Genomic DNA, 20,051 nt, shown 5'->3' with positions numbered 1-20,051 from the left:
TCGACGCAACGTGACCTGAAAGCGAGCATTCCGGCGCACAGTACTCGCACACGGCCAGGACCGCCATACCTCAACTGGGGCCTGCTCCCCATCCGTCCGTGCCCGCCGCCGAACGGTGGTGAACCTCCGGAGGATTAGGCGCGAACCGAGCGATGCCTCCCTCACCGGGGCGGCGGCCGAGCCCCGCCGGGGGTGGGGGCGCCGCCCGGAGCGACGTGAAGGCGAGGAAAAGCGCAAAGACTTCACCGACAAGCGATCTCTGAAGTGGCTGGCGCAGGGCGGCAGTTCACTCCCGTCCAAGCTCTTGACGGGGGCCGGTGCGCAGCTATGGTCTAGACCTAGTGAGTCAGGTCCGGACCAGCATCGGCGCCCCCGCCCCGACCCGTGGCAACGGTCCCGGTGCGCACGGAAGGGAGTGGCAGGGCATGCGCACGAGAAGACGAGCGGCCGTCGCCGTCGGCGCGCCGGTCGCTCCCCCGCTCATCGCCGGCGTTCCGGCGGCCCCGGTCGGCGCCCATGGCCGGGCGGCTCTGCCCGCGAGTCGGCGGGAGCGGTACGCCGAGGGCATCGTCACCGGGGGCCGGATCGGGCACGGGCCGCCGGGCGCGGAGGGGCTCGAGAGCCCGCCCGGCCGCGACAGCGGACACGCCGAGTACGCCGGGCTCGGCGACAGCACACCCTCGCGGGTCACGTCAGTCGCTTCGAGCGTGACGCACACCTGGCGGGAGACGGCACGGCAGGCCACCGGCAACGGGCAGGTCTTCATCAGCGACCGGGAGATCGGAGGGTGCACTAGCACCCACACGCGACCCGCCGTCGATGTCGGCCCGGTCGGCTCCGGCGGCGTCACCGGCCAGTGGTGCGTCCGGGAGGACCTGGGAGTCCGCCCGGCCTGATCCCGGGCACATCGGCGCGCGTTCCCCGGGGCGCGCACCCACCCAAGCCCGGGGCATGCGCGCCCGGGTAGCCCCGCGCGGCCCGGACCCGCGCGCATGCGGCACCCGGCACCACGCTGTCGGCGGCGGAGCCATCGTCGGGAGGAGCAGGTCTGTGGAGACGGCACAGCCGGTGGAGACCTGGGCGGAGTTCGGGCGGCGGCTGCGGGCCTGGCGCAGACGGGCCGGGCTGACCCAGTCGCAGCTCGGGCTGAGGGTGGGGTACCACCACAGCCTCATCAGCAGGCTCGAGGCGGGGCTGCGCGAACCGCCGGCCGGGCTCGCGAGCCGGCTCGACTCCGTCCTGGGCACCGGCGGCGAGCTGGCGGCGATCGTCGCCGCCCCGGTCGGGGCGCCGTACCGCCCCGACCGCCCGCCGGCGAACCCGCGGCTGTTCGCCCCGGTGCCGGGCGGCGGGGAAGCCCCCGTCGGCCAGGACGTGCTGGACCCCCTGCTGTGGCCGTCGGAGCTGCCCGCCGAGGGGCTGGCGTGCCCGCTGCACGGCACGGTGGGCTGTGCGGTGCCCGACCAGGCGGGGACCCCGTACCTGCTGGACCTGCTGACCGCGCCGGGGGGCGGGTCCGACGGTCTCCCGGGCGGCGAGTCGGAGGTGCTGCACGCGCTCACCGCGGTCCTGGCCTGTCTGATCCGCGGCGCGCTGCACCGGGGCGCGTCCGACGGCGTGAGCACGGTGGAGCGGCTGTTACGGGCACTGGTGCGGTGGGCGGGGGCGGTGAACTCCAGCGGCCGGCTGCCGTACGGACAGCTCCGGCTGGCCGCCCAGTACGCACAGGTCGCCGGGCGGCTGCGGATGCAGCGCGGACAGAGCAGCATCGGCATGGCCTGGTTCGGGCACGGCCTGGGCTGGGCGGACGCGGTGCACGACGTCCCGGCCCGGGCGACCCTGCTCAGTGACGTGTGCACCCTGGTCCGGCTCGACCGCGACGCCGGCTCGGCTCTCGCCTACGCCGAGGCCATCGGCGCGGTGGACCCCGGGCGGCGGTGGGTGGTCACCCTCTCCCACCTGTACCGGGCCCGCGGGCACGCGCTCGGCCACGAGCCCGACGAGTGCCGGCGGCACATCGCCCTGGCCCGGCGCTCGTTCGCCCGCCTCGGCCACCGGGACCTGCTGGAGGCGCCCTGGCTGTCCGGCGCCGAGGGCGAGATGAGGGTGGAGTCGGCGATCGGCGGGGCGCTGCGCGACCTGGCCGCCGCGACCGGCGACCGGGTGACCGCGCGGCGCGCCGTCCACGCCACCGCCCGGTCGTGTGCCCAGTTGCCGCCGCTGATGCGGGAGACCCGGCTGCTGCTCACCCTGCGCCTGGCCGACAGCTGGGCGTGCGCGGGTGACCCCGGCGCGGCGGTCGCCCTGGCGGCCCCGGTGCTCGACCAGGCGGTGTCCTCGCGCGAGTTGGTGATCAACGCCGAGTTGCGCGGACTGCACGGCAGGCTGCTCACCCGCTGGGGTGACGTGCCGGAGGTCAGGGAGTACCGCGAGCGGCTGCCGGCCGCGGGGATCTGAGCGGGTTCCGCCGCCCCGGGCCTTTGCCGGTTTTTGCCAGGGCGGGGCGGCGGGCCGCGAGCCGTTGACCCGGGCGCGCGGCGATGTGAGGGTTCGGCCAGCCCGGCGGCGTGGCGTGCCACCCCGGCGCGAGGCGGGCGGAGACACCGACACACCGCGAACACCGGCCCAATGATTGGCATGCCCATGCCCATCCAGGCGCCGGGCGAGCCCCACGACCTCTCACAAGGAGCGACAACGATGCTGAGAAAGCTGGCGGTGGCCGGGACATCCCTGGCCCTGACGCTGGGAGGGGTGGTGATGCCGGCCGCCTTCGCCTCGGCCGCGCCCCACACCGCTCCCCCGGCGGGCGAACCGGAACCGGCCCCCGTCGCCAGAGCCGTCGCGGCCGCCGACCGGGCGGCACGCAGCGGCCTCGACGCGCTGGCCAAGGGCCCCGAGGAGCAGTACGACCGGCGGCAGGTCACCCCCTGGGTCAAGGGCCTGTACTCCGTCGCCTACGAGCGCACCTACCGGGGCCTGCCCGTGGTGGGCGGCGACGTGGTCGTCCTCGCCGACGGCGACGGCCGGGTCCGCTCGGTCCAGTCCGCCACCAAGGCCAGGATCGCGCTCTCCACCAAGGCCCGGGTCACCGCCGCACAGGCGGTCCGCACCAGCCGGGCCAGGCTCGCGAAGACCGAGAAGGTCGACTCCCGCCGGCTGGTCGTGCGGGCCCGGGGCGACCGCGCCACCCTCGCCTGGGAAACCGTCCTGGCCGGGCGCACCGAGGCGAACGCCCCCAGCCGGCTGCACGTCTTCGTCGACGCGCGCACCGGAAAGGTCGTCGACACCTACGACGACGTGCGGGCGGGCAGCGGCACCAGCAAGTGGAACGGCCCCAACCCGCTGACCATCGACACCTCCCGGTCGGGCTCCTCCTACGTGCTGCGCGACACCACCCGGCCCGGACTGCAGTGTTCGGACTACAGGGGCGGCCTGTTCACCAAGGCGACCGACACCTGGGGCACCGGCAACCCCACGAGCAAGGAAACCGGCTGCGTGGACGCGATGTTCGCCGCGCAGAAGGAATGGGACATGCTCAAGAACTGGCTCGGCCGCAACGGGCACAACGGCAACGGCGGCAGCTGGCCGGTCCGCGTCGGACTCAACGAGCTGAACGCGTACTGGGACGGCTCCACCATCACCATCGGCCGCAACAGCGCGAACGAGTGGATCGCCGGGCTCGACGTGGTGGGACACGAGTTCGGCCACGGCCTGGACTCCTCCACACCCGGCGGGGCCAACCACGAGAGCGGACTGGGCGAGGCGACCGGCGACATCATGGGCGCCCTGACCGAGGCGTACGCCAACGAGCCGGCGCCGTACGACACTCCCGACTACACCGTCGGCGAGATGATCAACCTCCAGGGCCGCGGACCGATCCGCAACATGTACAACCCCAGCCAGGTCGGCAACAACCCCAACTGCTACTCCGCGTCGATCCCGCAGACCGAGGAGCACGCGGCGGCCGGGCCGCTCAACCACTGGTTCTACCTGCTGGCCGAGGGCTCCAACCCCGGCGGCGGCAAGCCCTCCAGCCCGACCTGCAACAACTCCACCGTCACCGGCGTCGGCATCCAGAACGCGGGCAAGATCTTCTACGGCGGCATGCTGCTCAAGACCAGCGGCATGACGCACAAGCGCTACCGCACCGCCACGCTCACCACGGCGAAGAACCTCGACGCCAGTTGCTCCCTGTTCAACTCCACCAAGGCCGCCTGGGACGCGATCAGCGTGCCCGCGCAGACCGGCGACCCGACCTGCGCCGGCGAACAGACCGACTTCTCGCTGGCGCTCAGCCCCACCTCGGGTGACGTCGACGCGGGCTCCTCGGCGCGCGCCACCGTCAGCACCAGCACCGTCTCCGGCACGGCCCAGCAGGTCTCGCTCACCGCCTCCGGCGCACCGACCGGGGTGAACGTCTCCTTCAGTCCGGCGACGGTCACCTCCGGCGGCAGCTCCACGATGACGGTCTCCACCTCGTCGGCCACGGCCGCCGGCACCTACCAGTTCACGGTCACGGGCACCGCGGGCACCAAGACCCACACCGCCCAGTACACGCTGCGGGTGGGCGGCGGTGGCGGCGGCAACCCGTCCACCCCGCCGGACGTCGACGTGGCCAAGGTGCAGGCACACCTGGCCCAGCTGAACACCATCGCCTCGCAGAACGGCGGCAACCGCCGCTCCACCACGGCCGGTTACCGGGCCTCGCTCGCCTACGTCAAGGGCCTGCTCCAGACGGCCGGTTACACGGTCACCGAGCAGAGCTGCACCTCTGGCTGCACCGCGGGAGCGGGCAACAACCTGATCGCCGAGTGGCCGCAGGGCGACGCGAACAACGTCTACATGTTCGGCGCACACCTCGACGGCGTGTCCGCCGGACCCGGCATCAACGACAACGGCTCCGGCTCCGCCGCGCTCCTGGAGACCGCGCTGACCCTGGCGCGGTCCAACCCCGCCATGAAGAACCGGGTCCGCTTCGCCTGGTGGACCGATGAGGAGCAGGGCCTGAACGGCTCGGACTTCTACGCCCGTTCGCTCTCCACGACCGAACGCGCCCGGATCAAGGCGTACTACAACTTCGACATGGTCGGCTCGACCAACGCCGGTTACTTCGTCAACAACCTGAACTCGGCCGCCGCGGCGCCGATGAAGGCCTACTGGGACTCCCTGGGCCTGGCCCCGCAGGAGAACGTCGAGGGCCAGGGCCGCTCCGACGACTACTCCTTCCAGCAGGTGGGCATCCCCACCTCCGGCTACGCCACCGGTGCCTCGGCCGTGAAGTCCGCCGCCGAGGCCGCCAAATGGGGCGGCACCGCGGGCCGCGCCTACGACTCGTGCTACCACTCCGCCTGCGACACCACCGCCAACATCAACGCCACCGCGCTGAACCGCAGCGCGGACGGGATCGCGTACACGATCTGGAAGACGGCCGTCGGTGACGCGCCGGCACCGGCCGATGACTTCTCGATCTCCGCCAGCCCGGCCGCCGGCACGGTCTCGCCCGGCTCGTCCGCCACGGTGACCATCTCCACCGCCACCACCAGCGGAAACGCCCAGAGCGTCAGGCTGTCGGCGTCCGGCGCTCCGGAGGGTGTGAGCGTGTCGTTCAGCCCGTCCTCGGTGACCTCCGGCCAGTCCTCGACCGCCACTGTGCAGGTCGCCGCGGGGACGCCGGGCGGCACGTACACCCTCACCATCACGGGAACGGGCGGCACCAGCCACACCACCACCTACACCCTCACCGTGCCCGGCGATGGCGGCGGCGACACCACTTGGCAGGTGGGCGCCACCTACGCGGCCGGTGACGTCGTGACCTATGACGGCGTCAGCTACCGGTGCCTCCAGGGCCACACCGCCTACCCGGGCTGGGAGCCGCCGAACGTGCCCGCCCTGTGGCAGCGCGTCTGACGGTCGCCACCCGGCAGAACGCACACGCACGACCGCACACCCCGGCCCCGGCCGGTCCCCGTGGGACGGGACCGGCCGGGGCACGGTCACGCGCGGCCGCGACAGCGCGGCCGTTCCGGGCGATCTCCTCTGCGCCGGCGCGTGCATCGCCGTTCGGCGAGGTGACGGGCGGAGAGATGAGAATGAACCGGCCTGTGCACAGTGACCGTTCGGCAGAGCGGACGGGCTCTTCGTTCATCCGCTGTGCCCTTCCCTCACGGCGGTTCCTGCGGCAGAGTCGCGCACTGAGGCGATACACGAGATCTCGGTCGAACGGATCCTCATGCGATACATCACCGAGCCCGGGCGGAACACCGGCACCGACCGCGAACAGGCCCGGCCCGGCAAGCCCGTTCAGGGCTCCGGCGCGCGTGCGGCCGCCCTGCAACGGGCGGTCGGGAACGCGGCCGTGGCACGGATGATCGAACGCGAACGGGACCGGGAGGGTACCCACCGTGCCGCCGTGCAGGCGTCCGGGGGCGGCGAGGCGATCCGGGACGAGGCCGTGCGGGAGGCCGCGAAGACCGCCGGGCGCGGCGGCAGCCGGCTGCCGGACGGTGTGCGGGCGACCATGGAGAACGCCTTCGGCACCAAGCTCGACCACATCAGGGTCTCGGTCGACGAGCAGGCCGCCGCGGGCATCGGCGCCACGGCGTACACCGTCGGCGACAACATCGTCGTCCAGAGCGCGGGTGTCCTGCGCGACGTCGAGACGATGGCCCACGAGATCCACCACACCACCCAGCACGACGCCCCCACCGGCCTCAGCGATCCCGGCAACAGGTGGGAACGCGAGGCGTCCGACGTCGGAGCCAGGGTCGCCCGCGGCGAGAGCGTCCACCACCGCGCCGCCGACGGCGAGGAAGTGCCCGACGGCACCGTGCACCGCACCGCCGTCCAGCGCCGTGTGGGCTTCGAGTTCGAGTCGCAGTGGCGTGTGCGCGATCACAACGGCCTGACCCCGGAGGACGAACGGAAATACCAGAACGAGGTTTCCGAGCGGGACGCCGCCATCGGTGTGCAGGTCTTGGTGCGCATGGCCGATCTACGTCAGAACAGCGCTCTCCTGGACGAGACCGAGCGGAGCTCGACCAGCGAGAGGTTGAAGGAGAAGTGGCTCACGGGCAAGCCGGGGAACTACCAGGCCACGGACGAGGGCAGAGCACGGCTCGAGCGGGCACGGCGGGAATCCCCCGCCGTGTACGCACAACACATGGACTTCGCCACCCTGCCCCTGCTCCAGAACGGCCTGATCCGGGAGACCCCCATACCCGGCCGAGACGTCCCCAAGATGGGCACCGTCGGCCGCGGTACGGGCTACCGGCTCACCTCGGACGTCAGCCCGACGGGCGGCTCGGCCCTGGAATGGGTGACCGATCCGCTCACCACGAAGGACGAACTGCTCCGGGTCATGAACGAGATCACCCAGGTGTCGAGCGCCTTGGACGCCCGGAAGGACCGGGACTCCTTCCCGCTCCAGGAGGTCGACCTCGGCGGTTTCGAGGCCGTCCCCGGAATGATGGTGTATCCGCTGAACGGCGTTCTCGTCTACGCACCGCAGATGACCGCCGGGTTCAAGCTGGACGAGCTGCCCCGGCTGGTGAAGTACCTCGAAGTACCGGACAAGCGGCCCCTGCTCACCCTGCCCGGCGCCTTCGAACAGCGCAAGGAGGCGAAGCAGGATCTGCACCAAGTCAGCCTCCGCATGGTCGACAGGATCCGCCGGAACGCCAAGGCACAGGCCAAGGACCTCCCCAAGGAGGTCACCGGAGGCGGACCCACGGACGGGCTGGTCGGTCTCGTCACCTTGACCGGCAGCTATCTGAAGTACGGCGAGGACCTCGGGGACCGGGCGAACTCCAAGTCGATAGCGGGCGGTCTGATGTCGCGCACCTCCTTCGCCCACAACTTCACGCTGCTGCCCCCTCCCATGGTGCTCTACTACAGCGAACACCCGGCGGAGTTCGCCGCGTTCGTCCTGAGGGCGGCCGATCTCGACCCGGCCGACGAACAGGCCCTGGTGTACCCGAGGAGCGTCGAGCACGGGGACGCCGGGCACCGCGCCAAGCGGCAGATCCCGCTGACCCGCCACCGGTGGCTGATGGGCATACCGGCCGGCAAGGACCTGCTGCGGAACTACAAGCACCTGGACGACGAGGAGAAGACCGAGGTAGAGGGGAACGCGGAGGACTGGAAGCACATTCACCGCTCCCTAGGCGCGCTGGGCTCGGTGGACGACCGGGTGGGCAGGCCGGGCAAGGAGAAGGGCGCCCTGGTGGCCGAGCTGCGCCGGATGAAGGACGGGCTGCGCACCGCGGAACTCACCCCTCTCACGCTCGCCGCCTTCGACCTCGTCGAGCGCTTGAACGAGGGCAGGTCCCTCACGTACAAGAAGAAGAGCCGGTAGTACCGCGCAGGCAACTCTCCTGATATTCCGGTCCGTTCGGTGGTGCGTCGGCGAGGTCGGAGGTACGGTCGGCTCCGTGTACGGGGCCACGGCTGTCCGATCCCCGCGGCCGAGCCGGGCCACGTAGGCAGCCCCGACCACGCCGGCCTCCCGGGCCTCCCGCGGGTGGACGCGGCCAAGGTGCTCCGTGACCGCCGGCAGCGCGGCTACGGCGTCCACCACCGGCCCGGTCCGCGCCGCTCACACCGTCCAGGCCGTCGCCCGCATGCGTATCACCCTCGGCTGCCCACCCCCGGCGGGTCCGGTCAGCCACCGACTGCGCCGGGCACGCGCCGAGGTCGCCCCAGGCTGCCGGAGGACGCACTTCCCGGACCGCGGTCGACGGTGCTCCGGCTGATGGCGGTTGCCGTCGAGGCGTCCCGTGCCCGGTTCCGGTGACAAGGTGCGGCACGTGACGCGGGGGATCCCGCACTCCGCGGGGTGCTCCGTACCGGTCACGCGCGGGAGGCGGGGTGCCGCCAGTCGTTCCACATCTCCAGCCGCTCGCGACAGGCCGTCTCGACCACCGGATAGGGGTAAGCGCATCGATCACGCCGCGCCAACGATCAGGTCCTGCGACAGGTCCCACAGGCGCCGCGCGCCCGCCGGGTCGACGGCGTAGCGGGCCACGCCGTGCAGGGTACCGGAGCGGCGGTCGACGATCTCGGTCTCGTCGCAGTCGACGAAGTAGCGGCCGCCGATGCCTTCGAGCAGCGGTGAGGTGGCCAGGAGCGCTGACGTGGCGGCGCCCTGTTCCACGGTCTTGATCAGCTCGGCGGGGACGCGGCCGCTGCCCCGGCCACCGGTGTGCCGCTGCAGATTCGTGTAGATGGCGCCCGGCATCAGGGCGTTGGCGGTGATGTTGTCGTCGGCCCAGCGGCGGGTCGCCTCCACCGCGAACAGGACGTTGGCCGTCTTGGACTGTCCGTAGGCGAGCCACGGGTCGTAGGGGCGGAAGGCGAAGTTGACGTCGTCCCACACGATCGGTGACTGCTGGTGGCCGGAGGAACTCACCACGACGATGCGGGCGTTGCCGTCCGCGGCCAGCGCGCCGTGCAGGCCGGTGGCGAGGGCGAAATGGCCGAGGTGGTTGGTGGCGAACTGCCATTCCCAGCCCTGTTCGGTGTACCGCTCGGGGCAGGCCATGACGCCCGCGTTGTTCACCAGGACGTGCAGCGGGCCCTGCCAGGCGGCGGTGAAGGCCGTGATGGACGCGGGATCGGTCAGATCGAGGTGCGCGGCCCGAACGTCCTGGTTGCCGGTCGATCCGGTGATGTCCTTGGCGACGCGTTCGCCCGCCGCCACGTCCCGCACGGCGAGGGTGACGGCCGCGCCGGTCGTCGCCAGGGCGCGGGCCGTCTCCGCCCCGATGCCGGAGGAGGCGCCGGTGACGATCGCGCGGCGGCCGGTGAGATCGGTTCCCGACACGACCTCGTCGGCGGTGCTGGCGAAACCGAACGGGGTGGTGAGGGCACTCATGAGGGGGCTCCTTGCTGAAAGGGCTGGATGTCGAAGCGGACAGGGGCGCTGCGGGCGGGCGGAAGCAGGTGCGGTCAGGGGACGAGCATGGCGTCCTGCTCGACCGGAGGCGTCCCGTCGTGCCAGGGCAGGGCCTTGCCGAAGCGCACCAGCTCGCCGTAGAGCTCCGGGTCGACGTGCTCGGCGAAGACCAGATCGAGGACGGCCTCAGCGGCCCGGGCCGGCGACTGGGCCTGGCTGTAGTCACTGAACCACGGGCGTGAGGTCGCCGTGTCGACCATGCCGGGGCAGATGGCGGCGACGAGCGTGTCGTCTGCCAGGTCCCGGGCGCGGCGTTCGGCGGCGACGGCGCGCACGGCGGCGACCTGGGCCACCTTCGAGGGCACGTTCAGCCACAGCGGCCAGCCCGCTTCCTGCGCGGTCTTGTGGTGGATGGCGTCGCGCCACGACTCCACGGCGTACTCGACCTGGTCCAGGCTCGCGCCGTCGAACAAGTGGTGCAGCCGGCCGTCGAGGTGGCCGAGCGTCCCCAGGCTGCTGGCCACGACGAGCAGGCGCCCACCGGGACGCAGCACCGGGCCGAAGGAGCGCAGGATCGCGTGCGTGGCGGTGTTGGAGACGTCGATGAACTCATCGGCCCGCTCGGACTGCGATTCCTCGGGGAGCAGCCGGGCAACCGCGTTGGAGATGACGACGTCCACCCCTCCATGGCGGACCCTCAGGTGCTCGGCGAGACGGGCGATGGCCTCGGTGTCCGTGACATCCAGGACCCGGCCCTCGACCCGGGCACGGGTGGCGGGCAGCTGGGTGACGTCCCGGGCGGCGTCCGCCACACGCTGCTGACTGCGACCGGTGAGCAGGACCAGATCCTGTGAATTCATGCGGGCCGCGAGTCCCTCGGCGAAGGCCCGGCCGAGCCCCTGGTTGGCGCCCGTGACGAGAGCGATGCGTGAAGTGGTCATGCCTCCACGCTAGGAACCCGCCACCCATGCGTCCAACGAAAGTTTGGAACAGCTAGCATGCGTAAACATCATGGACTTCACTGATGTGTCACTGACTGCGTTGCGCGTCCTGCGGGCCGTGGCCGAACAGGGAACCTTCACCGCGGCCGCGGCGTCGCTCGGCTACACCCAGTCCGCGGTCTCCCGGCAGATCGCCGCGATCGAGCGCGCGGCAGGCACCGAACTGGTGGAGCGGCGGCGCGACGGGGCCCGGCTCACGCCCGCCGGCCGCGTCGTCATGCGCCGCGCGACGGTCGTGCTCGACGAGATCGCCGCGACCGCCAGGGAACTGTCGGGCCTGCCGGAGCAGACCGGAACGGTCCGGCTGGGATGGGTGCCCAGCGCCGGTGCCGTGCTGCTGCCCCGGGCCCTTGCCGCACTGCGTGAAAGCGATCCCGGACTGGAGGTCGCCGGCCGCGAGGGCGGCACCCCGGCACTGGTCCGCGCGCTACGGGCAGGGAGCCTGGACCTGGCCCTGCTCGCCTCGGCGCCACCCTTCCGCGCACCGGACACCGAGTCGCCCCCACTGGCCCTGCGGACACTCACCGAACGCCCGCTGCTTCTCGCGGTGCCCGCCACGCACCCCCTCGCCCGCGGCGCGTACGTGGACGTGACCGACCTGCGGGGACAGCGCTGGATCGCCGGGCCCTCATCAGGAGAGGACCGCCTGATGGGCGTGTGGCCGGGTCTGGACGAGCGTCCCGAGATCGCTTTCACCGCCCGCGACTGGCTGGCCAAACTCCACCTCGTCGCCGCAGGGTGCGGACTGACCACTCTTCCCGCCTCACTCGTCTCCGCGGTACCCCCCGGCGTGCGGGTCCTCCCCGTCCGCGGCGGCCCGCAAGAACAGCGGCGCCTGCTCCTGGCCCACCTGCCCGACCCACCCACGCCGGCCGTGACACGGGTGGCCGCCGTCCTCCGTGCGACGGCACTCGACGTCCACACGCCCCATCCCCCCGCTTGAGTGGTGCCGTGCCGCACCGGCCCGACGCGCACCACTCAGGACGTCTCGATCAGTTCCAGCAGATCGCCCGCCGGGTCGGCGACGTACGCGTGGCGCATGCCTTCACTGGCGCCGGGACAATACCCCTCAGATTCAGGCTTGTTCGGCTGGAGCGCGTCTCCGGGCGGGGGGAACAGCGCCTCGGGTACGACAAGAGGAAACCCTGCTCACGAGGTGGTGCGGGGGAGCTGACGCGCGGGTCGGAAAGTGACGGGCCGATCAGCCGACGGAGTCGGCGCGTGCGCCCCGAACGGGGGCAAGCAGGCGTGGTGCTCGCACTGCACCGCTGCCAGGGGGGTGGAGGCTGCTCAACGAACGGCCAGCAGGCCGTACAAGAGGGGGATCCTCGGCTCGGGCAGGCGCCACCAGCCGGAGTCCGTACGGACCATCCGCGGCCAGCGCGGCCAGGGAAGCTCGTCGCTCTCCCGTAGTCGCCGGACGGCCAGCCCCGCATCCGTCACCGCGTTCACGACCTCTCCCAGTCCGTGCATCCACTCGTAACTGTCCGTGGCGCCCTCGACGGCCGGGCCGTCGGTGTAGGTGTGGGTGGCATCCCGGCGCACCGGACCGGAACCCTCCAGGTAGTCGTGGCGCAGCAGCAGCTCCGGTCCCTCACCGGGGCCCGGTGTCGGGCCGAGCGCGTTGAGCAGCGGGTGGAACTCCACGACGTACAACCGCCCGCCCGGCCGCAGAAGCCTGGCCACGACATCCGCCCACCGGTCGAGGTCGGGCAGATAGCACAGGGCGCCCTTGCCGGTGTAGACGACGTCGAACCGCCGGCCCTCGAGCGCCGTCACGGCGTCGTACACGTTGGCCTGGACGTAGGTGACGTCGAGGCCCGACTTCGCGGCGAGGTCCCGCGCGGCCGTCACGGACGCCGTCGAGAAGTCCAGGCCGACCGCCCGGGCTCCACGCCGGGCGAGGGCGAGCGTCTCCGTGCCGAGGTGGCACTGCAGGTGCAGCACGTCCCGGCCGGACAACTCGCCGAGGTCCTCCCACTCGAACGCCGCGAACCAGCGCTCTGGATCCAGGCCCTCGTCCAGGCCGTAGAACCGGCTGGCGACGTGGACCGGAGTACGGGCGTCCCAGTTCGCCTGGTTGGCGCGCATCAGCCGCGCGTGCTCGGCGGAAGTCATGAGGACATCCAACCGCGCCCCGGCCGCGCGCGGGGAGGAAAACCGGAAAAGTGCCGCCAGGGTGACGACCTGGCAGCGGCACGCCCGGCGACATCAGCGGCCGGGGTGGCGTGGGCGGTGGCGGGCACGAGCAGGGCCGGCGAGGGCGGCGGCCCGGGCGAAGCGCACGACGAAGCCCTTCCGGAGATCACTGGTCGTGGTCAGGGCCGACCGCCCTGGCCTCCCAGGGCCTTCAGCGCTTCGTCCGTGAGCCGGTACACCGCCCACTCGTCCTGGGGGCGGGCGCCCAGTGCCTCGTAGAAGTCGATCACGGGCCGGTTCCATTTCAAGACCGACCATTCCAGGCGCTCGTAGCCGCGTGCCACACAGATGCGGGCGAGCTCCGTCAGCAGGGCCTTGCCGTGGCCGCCACCGCGGGCCTCGGGGCGGACGTACAGGTCCTCCAGGTAGATGCCGTGCACGCCCCGCCAGGTGGAGAAGTTGAGGAACCACAGCGCGAAGCCCACGACCTCGCCGTGGGCGTCCTCGGCCACGTGTGCGTAGGCGGCCGGGCGCTCGCCGAACAGGGCCTCGGTGAGCTGTTCCTTCGTCGCCTTGGCCTCGTCGAGTGCCTTTTCGTACTCGGCGAGCTCGCGAATCAGCGTATGGATGACGGGAATGTCGGCGGGGGTCGCGGTACGGATCATGCCCCGAGTCTCACACACGGTGCCCGCCGGGCCCGTCGGCCGGGTACCGCCCGGTCCTGGGCGGACCGGCTCCGGTGGCCTGAGCCCGCATCCGGCCGGCAAGCCCGCCCGGCACTCCGTGCTCGACCTCGCCGCTTGCCCGCCGCACATCCGTGCCCTCGCATGTGCCGTGGTCCTGCCCGCGCGGCTCTGGCAGGGTGCGGTTCGTGCGGGTATGACGGAGAGGTGATCGCTTACCCGTCGGAAGGATCATGATGCACGCCCATCAGCCGGAACGGACCACCGACGATCGCGAAAGGGCCAGGGGCCGGGTGACCGCGGCGCCTGCGAACACGCCCATGAGACCGGGATCCGATTCCCTGGCCGGGCTGCAGGGTGCCGTCGGGAACGCCGCCGTGGCGCGGATGGTGCGGCGCGCGGCACCGGACAGCCATCGGCACGAGGCGGGCTGCGGTCACGAGGAGGAGCCCGGGGTACAGCGGGAGGCCACCCGCGAGGCGGTGCGGCAGGCACCCGTGCACGACGTACTGCGCGGTGCCGGGCGGCCGTTGGACGAGCCGACGCGTACGGAGATGGAGAGCAGGCTCGGTGCCGACTTCTCCGACGTACGCGTGCACACCGACCGGGCGGCGAGGGACTCGGCGTCGCAGATGGGAGCCCGTGCCTACACCTCCGGCAGTCACATCGTGATCGGCAAGGGGGGCGGCGACAAGCACACCCTGGCTCACGAGCTGACGCATGTGATCCAGCAGCGCACCGGGCCGGTCGCCGGTACGGACACCAGTCACGGCTATTCCGTGTCCGATACTCGGACCGCTTCGAGCGCGCCGCGGAGGCCAACGCCCGCAAGGTGATGTCCGGACCCGCGCCGGGCGTGCGGCGGAGGCCCGATGACGGGGCGGGGGACGCGGGCGCGTCCCGGCCCGCCTCCGCCGACGCGGTGCAGCGGAAATCAGGCTCCGTGACCACGGAGGACGCGATCGTCTCGTCCTAGCCCCCACCAAGGAGGGCGCGGAGCCCCTCCGGGACCTGCCCATCAAGCGCCCCAAGGTGGTGAGGGGCGAAATCGAGAAGAAGGACACCAAGGGCCGCCCGCCCGCACCGGACCCGCTCGCCGTCATCAGTCTGTACGACGCGTACGTGGACAAGGCGGCGGAAGGCGCCGCGAAGCCGCAGAGGACGGACGTATGGCGGGACCTGTTCGGGGGCGCGGGTTACGACCGCGGGCACGTGATGGGCCTGGAGGTGGGCGGCGAGGACGAGAGCGAGAACATCGTCCCGCAGTGGTCGCTCAACCAGGGCACCGGCGTCTGGCGAAAGATAGAGCGGAAGCTCGCGGATCTGCGGAAGGGCACGCTCGAGTTCCACGTCGTCTACGCGAGCAACGCCGGCAACCACCGCCACGTGATGATCCCGGTCATGATCGACGTCTACCTCAATGGTGCCGTCTACGAACAGTGGGAGAACGGCCCCGACCCCAACGACCTGATCCGCTCCGGTGCCGACCCGAGCGACGCGGCCGAGTTCTACATGGCGACCAAGGCCGCGCTCCAGGGCCACACCACGCTGACCGAGGACGAGATGCAGAACTTCGCCTTGGCGGCGCTGAGCGCGGACAAGGCGGCCTTCATGGCCCTGGAGGACTACGTCGACAACGCGGCGCGGGGCCAGGCCCCCGGGGCCGGCACCGCCGACGCCCACCAGGCCGGGATGAGCAAGAGCGACATCCCCAAGAAGCGCCGGAACAAGCAGATCGAGCGGTACGTCAAGGCGGGCTGGGTGACCAAGAAGGGCAGCGGCAAAACAGCCGAGTACACCCTGCACGACGCGCCCCTCGACGTGGCGTCCGACAGCGAGAGCGACTCCCAAAACAGTCAGCAGACCGATGTCAGCATGACCAACGCGCCCTCACCCTCCCAGCATCAGCACATCGTGTCCATGACCTTCGACTCCGAGGGCAGCGGCTCCGACCCCGACTACTCCCCCAGCCTCTCCGACGACGACGATGCCATGTCGACCGGTTCCTGACCTCCTGACGGCCGGCATCGTGGACGCGCTCACCACCGTCGGACGGCCCTGCGCGACCGCATGGAGCGCGAGGTCAGGAAGCGCTGGCAGCCGCAGGTGCGGGCGAGGGGAAGGCGAAGGCCTCCGCCACCGACGGCCTGGTCGTCTCCACCCGCGCCCGGTTCGGTTTCACCGCCGCGCCGGGCACCACCGACGAGAAGACGAGGCCCCGTCCTCGAACTCCCGCCTGCGCCGTGCCCTTCGGGTACGCCACGGTTTCCTGAGCGCAACGCCGACGAAACACCGCCTGCCTACCGTCACCCCTGCACCGGTCATGGCTGCAACGGCCGGTGTGCGTCCGAGAGCAGGACTTGCCCGGGCGCTAACCAGCCGTCTTCCGCCGAGCTGTGAGGAGGAACGATGGCTGTTGTCGAGCATGCCGTCGCGCCCGCACACCAAGGACCTCACCCCGTCGATGTACGGCCGCCGTGGCGGCGGCTCGTGCCGCTGAGCCTGCAGCATCTGCTCGTCGCGTACGCGGGCATGGCCACGATGCCGTTGCTCGTGGGAACCGCGCTCCATCTGCCCGAGGACCGGACAAGGCTGCTCATCAGCGCGAACCTGCTGGTCAGCGGGGTCGCCACCGTGTTGCAGTCGCTGGGTCTGAAGTGGTTCGGGGCACGGTTGCCGATCGTGATGGGCTCCACGTTCACCGCGATCACCCCCGCCGTCCTCATCGGGCGGCAGCACGGGCTCGCCGCCGTGTTCGGGGCGACCGTCGTGGCCGGCCTGGTGACGCTGGCCGTCGCTCCCTGGTTCGGACGCTGTCTGCACCTGTTTCCGCCGCTGGTCACCGGTACGGTCATCGCTGTCATCGGGTTCTCGCTGGTGCCTTCGGCGGCCGGTCTTGTCACCGGGGAGGGGGCCGACGGCAGCGGTGGCCGCGGGCTCGCGCTCGCCACCGGAACGGTACTGCTCGTGGTCGTCGTGGAGCGCGTCGCGCCGCCCGCGCTCGCCCGGTTCTCGGTGCTTCTGGCCATGGCCGTGGGCACCGCGGCCGCGCTGCCGCTGGGACTGTTCGACGGGTCGGGGGTCGCGGACGCGCGCGTCGTCACGGCGCCCGATCCGACGGCTTTCGGGGCGCCCGCGTTCGTGGTGCCCGCCATCGCGGCGATGCTGGTCGTGCAGCTCGTGAACATGGTGGAGTCCGTCGGCGACACCCTCGCGGTCGGCCAGATCGTCGGCCGTGGCGACGACGCGCCCACCGTCGTACGGGCGTTGCGCGCGGACGGGGCCGCCACTGTGCTGTCGGGGGCGCTCGCCTCCTTCCCCGTCGTGACGTTCGGGCAGTCGGTGGGCCTGGTGAGCGTGACTCGCGTGCGGAGCCGTCATGTGGTGGCGCTGTCAGGGGTGTTGATGGTGGTGCTCGCGTTCGTGCCCGTGCTCGGGGCCGCCGTCGCCGCCGTGCCGGGGCCGGTCCTCGGCGGCGTCTCGCTGGTCATGTTCGGGACCGTGGGCGCCGTCGGGCTGCGCATCCTCGCACGCGCCGATCTGACCGAGCCGCGGAATCTGCTGACCGTCGCCCTCGCCTTCGCGCTCGGCATGATCCCCCTCGGCGCACCGGACTTCTACGCGCCGCTCCCCTCGTACCTGCGCACCGTCCTGGACAGCGGCATCGCCGTCACCGGGATCGTGGCGTTCCTGCTGCATCTGCTGTTCTCCCACACGGGAGCGGCCCGTCACCGGAAGGAGTTGGCCCGATGACACTCGGGACGATCACGGACGTCACCGTCCACACCGGGAGCCGCTGGCTGCCCGGGATGGATGTGCACATCGCCGACGGACGGGTCACGGCGGTCTCGGCGCACGGTGAACTGCCGTGCAGGGGCGAGGTCCTGGACGGGCACGGCGGACACCTGACGCCCGGCCTCGTCAACACCCACACCCACCTCTTCCAGGCGGGACTGCGCGGCATCGGCGAGGGGCTCGGGCTGCTCGCGTGGCTGAGTGCCGTCGGCGAGGAGGCGGTGCTGCTCACGCCCGAGCGGGCCTACGCGACCGCCGCCGCCGCGGCGGCCGAAGCACTGCGCAGCGGCACCACCACGCTCGTCGAGCACATGTGGCCGCACCCGTCGCCCGAGGTGCACGACGCGGTGCTGCGGGCTCTCAAGGACAGCGGCGTTCGTGCCGTGCTGTGCCGGGGCGTCGCCGACCGGGCCGACCGGAGCCGCAAGTGGGGCTTCGATCCGCGGCTGATGCAGCCATTGAAGGAGGCCCTCGCGCACACCGACGAACTGATCGCGCAGGCGCGCGGCAGCCGGGTGAACGTCGGCGTGGCCGTGCCCAATCCGCGGTGTCTGACGCCGGAGGGCATGGGCGCCGTGCGCACGTACGCCGAGGAGCGCGGACTGCCCGTCTCGCTGCACCTGCTGGAGACCACCACGGACGACACGATGTGCCGTGACCGTGCGGGGGTCGGCGCCGTCGAGTATCTGGAGCGGGCCGGGTTCCTGTGGGAACGGCTGCTCGCCGTGCACTGCGTGGAGCTCGACGCCGAGGGGCGGGCCACCCTCGCCCGGCACGGCGTCGGTGTCTCGTACAACCCGCTGAGCAATATGCGGCTCGGCAGCGGGATCGCACCGGTGCCCGAGATGCTGGAGGCCGGCCTGAGTGTCGGTCTCGGGGTCGACGGGGCCGCCAGCAACGACACGCAGGACATCCTGGAGGCGCTGCGCATCGGCGCGTACCTGCAGCGGGCCGCGCACCGCAAGGCGGATCTGTTCGGGTTCCCCGAGATGATCACGATGGCGGTGGGCGGCGCGAACCGGGTGCTCGGGATCGAGGAGAACCAGGACGGCGGGGTGCGGGTGGGGATGCGGGCGGACCTCGTCCTGCACCGCTTCGACCGGGACTACGCGTGTCTCCCGGTCCGCGATCCGGGGGCGACGCTGTTGACGTGCGCGGGCAGCAGGACGGTGGCGTCCGTGCTGGTCGGGGGCGAGGTGCTGGTACGCGACGGGGAGCATGTCCGGTTGCCGTCGCGGGAGTTGGCGGCCGGCCTCGCCCGTTGGAGCTCGTGCGGCGATTGACCGGCGAAGCCCCGAGACCTCGGCCGGGGCCGGCTTGGGTTTTACGGCTGTGTAACGGCGCGATCCCCGCCGGTAACGCACCCCGTGCATACTGGACACATCGCGTGCGGGCCCCGGCGACCGGGGCTCGCGCCAGCCCACGGCGCCGGACCCGCGAAGGGGTCCGCCGTGACCGTGCACGCGGGCGTCTGAGTGCCCGTGCTGGGGATGACAGGGGCGGTGACTGCATCCCGTACGCAACTCCGTGTCAGAGGAGCAACAGCCGCGATGACCAACACCACGTACACACTCGACGAGTTGGCGAAGGAGTCCCGCATGGGCGGGGCCGGGACGGAGACGTCCGCCCGGGAGATCCGCCGCATCGACCTCACCGACTTCGAGCGCCGCAAGGCGGAGATCACCGAGGAACTGTGGGCCGCCGCCACCGACATCGGCTTCTTCCAGCTGGTCAACCACGGCATCGAACCCGGCGTCGTGGACAGCGCGTTCGCCGACGCCGAGGCCTTCTTCGCCCTGCCGGAGGAGGCCAAGGCGCGGCACGCCCTGAAGAAGGGGCTCAACTCCGGTTGGGAGTCGATGTCCCAGGTGCGCCCCTCGATCGGGACGCCCGACCAGAAGGAGTCGTACCAGGTGACCCGCCCGCACATGGAGGGGCTGTGGCCGGACGACGTGCTGCCCGGGTTCCAGGAGCGCGTGCTGGCGTTCGAGACGCGCTGCCGGGATCTGGCGATGCGGGTGCTGTCCTGCTTCGCGGACAGGCTGGGGCTGCCCGAGGGGTTCTTCGCGCGCGCCCACGACCCGGCGAGTCCGCGGTACCAGTCGACCCTGCGGATGCTGCACTACTTCGCCGTGCCCGACGACGCCGTGATCCCCGCGAACGTGTGGCGGGCCGGGGCGCACACCGACTTCGACTGCCTGACGCTGCTCTTCCAGCGGGACGGGCAGGGCGGGCTGCAGGTGTGCCCGGGCAAGGAGGCCGAGGCGCAGGAGTGGACGCCGGTCGAGCCGGCGGACTCCGTGATCACCTGCAACATCGGGGACATGCTGATGCGGTGGAGTGACGACCGGCTCCCGTCGAACTTCCACCGGGTCAGGTCGCCGGGGCCTGACGAGGACAGGTCGGCCCGCCACAGCATCGCGTTCTTCGCGCAGGCCGACCGCGACGTGGTGATCGAGGGCCCGGAGGGCCGCTATCCGCCGATCACCGCGGGCGACTACATCCAGCAGCGGATCGCCGCGAACTTCGCCCGATAGGAAC

General features: G+C 71.9%; 14 protein-coding genes and 1 pseudogene. 11 read left to right on the top strand and 4 right to left on the bottom strand.

Going from position 1 to position 20,051, the window contains the following annotated elements:
* Positions 1 to 425: 425 nt before the first annotated feature.
* The 4 genes from ACSURM_RS36905 to ACSURM_RS36890 all read left to right on the top strand — a co-directional run bounded on the left by ACSURM_RS36905 (position 426) and on the right by ACSURM_RS36890 (position 8,353).
* Positions 426 to 896, top strand: a complete 471-nt coding sequence (locus tag ACSURM_RS36905) for a hypothetical protein (RefSeq protein WP_436960479.1) — start codon at positions 426 to 428, stop codon at positions 894 to 896.
* A gap of 154 nt (positions 897 to 1,050) precedes the next feature.
* Complete coding sequence (locus ACSURM_RS36900) at positions 1,051 to 2,457, top strand: helix-turn-helix domain-containing protein (RefSeq protein WP_436960478.1); 1,407 nt, start codon at positions 1,051 to 1,053, stop codon at positions 2,455 to 2,457.
* A 240-nt stretch (positions 2,458 to 2,697) separates the two neighbouring features.
* Positions 2,698 to 5,907 (top strand): M20/M25/M40 family metallo-hydrolase, encoded by a 3,210-nt coding sequence (locus ACSURM_RS36895; RefSeq protein WP_436960476.1) that lies wholly within the window; start codon positions 2,698 to 2,700, stop codon positions 5,905 to 5,907.
* A 322-nt stretch (positions 5,908 to 6,229) separates the two neighbouring features.
* Entirely contained in the window at positions 6,230 to 8,353 is a 2,124-nt protein-coding gene (locus tag ACSURM_RS36890) for an eCIS core domain-containing protein (protein WP_436960474.1), read from the top strand.
* A gap of 588 nt (positions 8,354 to 8,941) precedes the next feature.
* Here the strand turns inward: ACSURM_RS36890 and ACSURM_RS36885 are convergent.
* The gene (locus tag ACSURM_RS36885; protein ID WP_436960472.1) at positions 8,942 to 9,871 is read right to left on the bottom strand and encodes an SDR family NAD(P)-dependent oxidoreductase; all 930 of its coding nucleotides are present in this window, start codon (positions 9,869 to 9,871) and stop codon (positions 8,942 to 8,944) included.
* A gap of 74 nt (positions 9,872 to 9,945) precedes the next feature.
* Positions 9,946 to 10,833, bottom strand: a complete 888-nt coding sequence (locus tag ACSURM_RS36880) for an SDR family NAD(P)-dependent oxidoreductase (protein ID WP_436960470.1) — start codon at positions 10,831 to 10,833, stop codon at positions 9,946 to 9,948.
* Positions 10,834 to 10,903: 70 nt separating this feature from the next.
* Here ACSURM_RS36880 and ACSURM_RS36875 point away from each other — a divergent pair, with 70 nt between their 5' ends.
* Positions 10,904 to 11,836, top strand: a complete 933-nt coding sequence (locus ACSURM_RS36875; protein WP_436960468.1) for a LysR family transcriptional regulator — start codon at positions 10,904 to 10,906, stop codon at positions 11,834 to 11,836.
* A 347-nt stretch (positions 11,837 to 12,183) separates the two neighbouring features.
* Here ACSURM_RS36875 and ACSURM_RS36870 read toward each other — a convergent pair whose 3' ends face one another.
* Positions 12,184 to 13,011 carry a class I SAM-dependent methyltransferase gene (locus ACSURM_RS36870; RefSeq protein ID WP_436960466.1) on the bottom strand — a complete coding sequence of 276 codons (828 nt, stop codon included), beginning with the start codon at positions 13,009 to 13,011 and terminating at the stop codon, positions 12,184 to 12,186.
* 200 nt (positions 13,012 to 13,211) lie between these two features.
* A complete protein-coding gene (locus ACSURM_RS36865) occupies positions 13,212 to 13,697 on the bottom strand; it encodes an N-acetyltransferase family protein (protein WP_436960464.1) in 486 nt (161 codons plus the stop codon).
* Between the two features lie 338 nt (positions 13,698 to 14,035).
* On the opposite strand from ACSURM_RS36865, the gene ACSURM_RS36860 reads away from it, so the two are divergent.
* The 6 genes and pseudogenes from ACSURM_RS36860 (at position 14,036) to ACSURM_RS36835 (ending at position 20,047) form a co-directional block, all read left to right on the top strand.
* A complete protein-coding gene (locus ACSURM_RS36860) occupies positions 14,036 to 14,551 on the top strand; it encodes an eCIS core domain-containing protein (protein WP_436960462.1) in 516 nt (171 codons plus the stop codon).
* Between the two features lie 199 nt (positions 14,552 to 14,750).
* Entirely contained in the window at positions 14,751 to 15,725 is a 975-nt protein-coding gene (locus ACSURM_RS36855) for a DNA/RNA non-specific endonuclease (RefSeq protein ID WP_436960460.1), read from the top strand.
* A 54-nt stretch (positions 15,726 to 15,779) separates the two neighbouring features.
* Positions 15,780 to 15,922 (top strand): annotated as a pseudogene (locus ACSURM_RS36850) (telomere-protecting terminal protein Tpg); the annotation flags it as partial.
* Positions 15,923 to 16,124: 202 nt separating this feature from the next.
* A complete protein-coding gene (locus ACSURM_RS36845; protein ID WP_436960458.1) occupies positions 16,125 to 17,468 on the top strand; it encodes a uracil-xanthine permease family protein in 1,344 nt (447 codons plus the stop codon).
* On the top strand, positions 17,465 to 18,793 hold the full coding sequence (locus tag ACSURM_RS36840) for an amidohydrolase family protein (protein WP_436960457.1): 1,329 nt from the start codon (positions 17,465 to 17,467) through the stop codon (positions 18,791 to 18,793). Before ACSURM_RS36845 ends, ACSURM_RS36840 begins: the two co-directional genes overlap by 4 nt.
* 267 nt (positions 18,794 to 19,060) lie before the next feature.
* The gene (locus tag ACSURM_RS36835) at positions 19,061 to 20,047 is read left to right on the top strand and encodes an isopenicillin N synthase family dioxygenase (RefSeq protein WP_436960456.1); all 987 of its coding nucleotides are present in this window, start codon (positions 19,061 to 19,063) and stop codon (positions 20,045 to 20,047) included.
* The last annotated feature ends 4 nt before the right edge of the window (positions 20,048 to 20,051 follow it).

The organism is Streptomyces sp. SudanB182_2057, assembly GCF_964272715.1.
Taxonomy (GTDB): Bacteria; Actinomycetota; Actinomycetes; order Streptomycetales; family Streptomycetaceae; genus Streptomyces; species Streptomyces rubradiris.
This window is presented reverse-complemented; position numbering and strand designations above follow the sequence as displayed.